The organism is Antrihabitans spumae (assembly GCF_043944905.1).
Taxonomy (GTDB): domain Bacteria; phylum Actinomycetota; class Actinomycetes; order Mycobacteriales; family Mycobacteriaceae; genus Antrihabitans; species Antrihabitans spumae.
Window position 1 is genome coordinate 1 of the sequence record NZ_JBIMSN010000069.1, and the last position, 3,354, is coordinate 3,354.

2 protein-coding genes and 1 pseudogene are annotated in these 3,354 nt (G+C 61.0%); all 3 read right to left on the reverse strand.

Features of this window, described 5'->3' with window-relative positions:
• Positions 1-63: 63 nt before the first annotated feature.
• A complete protein-coding gene (locus tag ACHIRB_RS16810; RefSeq protein WP_395126707.1) occupies positions 64-612 on the reverse strand; it encodes a transglycosylase SLT domain-containing protein in 549 nt (182 codons plus the stop codon).
• A 431-nt stretch (positions 613-1,043) separates the two neighbouring features.
• Positions 1,044-2,424: pseudogene (locus ACHIRB_RS16815) on the reverse strand (FAD-binding oxidoreductase).
• A gap of 24 nt (positions 2,425-2,448) precedes the next feature.
• Positions 2,449-3,354 (reverse strand): lipase family protein (locus ACHIRB_RS16820; RefSeq protein ID WP_395127730.1); only part of this gene is annotated, 906 nt, incomplete at its 5' end.

Sequence of the window (3,354 nt, forward strand, 5' to 3'; positions counted from 1 at the left end):
AACCCAATCCGAAACAGATCAAGCCGGCACGTCAGCCCGGAGAAAGATCTGGGCTAGTTGCGGTCAGTACGCCGAGTTGACGTTGTCCATCGAGCCGTAGCGGTGTGCCGCGTAGTTGCAGGCTGCGACGATGTTCGCGACAGGATCGTAGATATCGAGTGAGGTGCCCTCGACGTGGTACGCCGCGAAGGTCGGATCGATCACCTGCAGCAGTCCCTTGGAGGGAATGCCTGCCGCCGCGTTCGAGTCGTAGAGATTGATGGCACGCGGGTTGCCGGTCGACTCGCGCATGATGTTGCGCATGATGGCGTCGTAGCTGCCCGGGATGTTATGGGCACGGAGGACGTCCAGCGCCTGGCGGATCCAGCCGTCGAGGTTGTTTGCGTAGACCGGAGCCGGCGGCGGCGGCGGAAGGATGGGTGCCACAACCGGCACGGGCTGTGTGATCGGCGCAACGATCGCGACCAGTTCGATGGGATCGGCGTCTGCGTTGGTGGCGCTGCCGGTGGTTGCCAGTGCGGCAACTGCAGCAAGGGCCAACACGGCGGCGCTGCCGGTGTGTGCGATCGACGCGGTGCGTTTACGCGAAACGAGGGAAGTGGTGGCACGCATGATGAAGTGGTTCCTTACAAGTTCGGCCGTGATCGGCTAGCACTTGGCAGCGTGCACTCGAAGCGAAAGACGTCGGGTCGGTCGCTGGTGCACTACGTGCTATTCGTGGATGTACTAGTCAGAAGCGGGAGTGCTTCACGGTCGTCATGGCGCAACTTGGGGAACTTCGGGTTGGTGACGTTTCTGTCTATTGACGACAGATCACAGAATGGTCGCGGAAGGTTAACAGAAGATGAACAGACCAAAAACGCGCCCCGTAGTAGGACGCAGATTCTGTCGGTTGGGTTCGCAGAAAAGCGGCTAGAGCTGCGGTTTTGCTAAAACCGCACTAGGTGATCCGACTCACATAAATAAAAGGGACACGGTTGGTTTATCGAAGCATTTCGCAACCGAATCGACACCGAATCCGATCGTGATTGGTCCGTGATCAACTAGATCGATCGCGAGAATACCTTTCCCGGGTTGAGGATATTGGTTGGGTCCAACGCCCTCTTGATGTTGTGGTGCATGTCGAGCACTGCGGGCGGTAGTTCTTTCGCCAGACCGCTCATCTTCAGTAGTCCGATGCCGTGCTCGCCGGAAACGGTTCCGCGGAGGTCCAGCGCCGCATCGATGATGTCGTCGAACGCGGCTTGCGCTCGTTGGCGGGCTGCGTCGTCGTCGTGTGGGGCTATCAACAGCGGATGGAGGTTGCCGTCGCCTGCGTGAGCAATGTTAGCGATCGTTGTATCCCATTGTGTCGCAATGCTTTCGATTCTGGACAACATCTCGGGGACCGCGTGGATCGGCACGCAGATGTCCTCGGTCAATACTGGACCGAGGCGCTCCAATGCCGGGTACGCAAGCCTGCGTGCGGCGAACAGCGCGTCTGCTTCGGCCTGATCGGAGGACTGCGCGCTCCAGCTGGCCCCGGACTTGTCGAAGGCGGCGCGCATCGTGGCAGCCTCGTCATCGCCCAGCGAGCCTGGTGTGTCGATTCGACCGAGTAGGACGACGTTGGCGTCGACCGACAATCCCATGTTCTTCCACGCGTCGACGGCCAGCAGGCAATGCCTGTCGATCAGTTCCAGCGCCGACGGTGTGATTCCTGCCGCGGCGACTGCTTCGACAGCGCGGCCGGCGTCGACGATCGAATCGAAGTAACCGGCAACCGTCCGTTCGGGTGCGCGAGTCGGTCGAAGCCGGACGGTGATCTCGGTGATCACGCCGAGCGTTCCCTCCGAACCGACCATCAGCGCGGCAAGGTCGTAGCCGGCCACGCCCTTCGCTGTACGGCGGCCTAGGCGGACGAGCTCGCCCGTCCCTGTCACAATCTGGAGGCCGAGCACGTAATCTTTTGTGACGCCGTACTTTACGCAGCAGACACCACCTGCGTTCGTGGCGACGTTGCCGCCGATGGTCGACCACGGTGAGCTTGCCGGATCCGGTGGATACCACAATCCCTCTGCGGCACAGGCATTTCGGAGGTCGTCGTTGACCACACCCGGTTCGACGACGGCCAGCCGCTCGAGCGGGTCGATTTCTTTGATCGCCGTCATCGAGTCGAATGCGACGACGAGGCAGTCGCGTGTCGCATGCGCTCCGCCTGCCCGACAGGCCCGTGCCCGCACCACGCGGAACGACGGGGGTCCGGTGCCGCACGCACAATTGCACCGCGATCTGGACTTCTTCGGCTGTTCGAGGTCGGAGCACCGCGAGTGGGCGTTCGTAGGGTGCCCACTCGGCTTCGTCGTGCAGATAGCGATCGACTACGTCGGGATCGACGATCAACCGTCCCTCAGGTAGTGCGGCGCTGAGATCGGCAAGAAACATCAACCAAATGTAGTGCTGCGCAACTCATTCTCCGACAGGTTTGCCGAAGAGATCGGCAACGAGTGGTCCCACTGCTCCAGCGAACAATGGCCAGGCCGACTGATCCAACGCTATGGATCCGACATCGGTGGTGCTGCAACCTGGTTCGGCAGGGATTCCGTCGAGGCGGTCTTTCAGCCAAATGATTACGCTCGGTACAGCGAGAAACGGTAGCGTCGCGTGCTCGCTGAAGTGATCGCGTGCGTACCGAACCTGTGCTGTCGGTGACTGGCAGTAGGTGTTCACGAGATTGTTGACCGGCCCGACAGGGATCAGCCAGTCCGGATTCGCCTGATACATGTACATCGGCACGTCCGGTACCGCATGTCCCATTCGTATCTTGTCCAACACTGCGGCTGGAATCGGCTCGTTGAGCGGCTCGGGGGTGTCGAAGAGGCCCTTCATATTCAAGAACGGGAAACTCGCCGCTTGATAGGCCAGGCAAAGGTTGTCTTTCGCCTGAGTGAGCCCTTTGCCGAAATCGTTGATGTGCTCGGCGAAATACTGTGCAAGTTCCGGGTATTCGCGGGACACTCCGATAGCTCCGGCCCAGACAATGCCGGCGCCGGCATTGTTGTTCGCCATATTGAGGGCGGCGTTGAGGTCGGCGGGAATGCCGCCTTCGGCGGCACCGACAATGTTTAGGTCGGGTGCGTAGGAGGCATGCAGTTCTGCTGCGTGGCCGGTGGCGATTGCTCCTCCCGAGTATCCAGCCAGTGCAACTTTGGTGGAGGTGCCTGCCAGTCCGGCTTCGGCGAAATTCTCCGTAGCCCGAACACCGTCCAAGGTGATCCGTCCGGCCAGTGGGCCAGCGGCAAACGCAGCATTCGGCCGGTCAAGCCCAAACGCGTGGTGTAACGAGGTGGTCGCCGCGTGACCCTGTTTGGTCAG

Bases quoted from the DNA above. Each gene is read 5' to 3' on its own strand.
- ACHIRB_RS16810 (WP_395126707.1), bottom strand. From the start codon at position 612: ATGCGTGCCACCACTTCCCTCGTTTCGCGTAAACGCACCGCGTCGATC.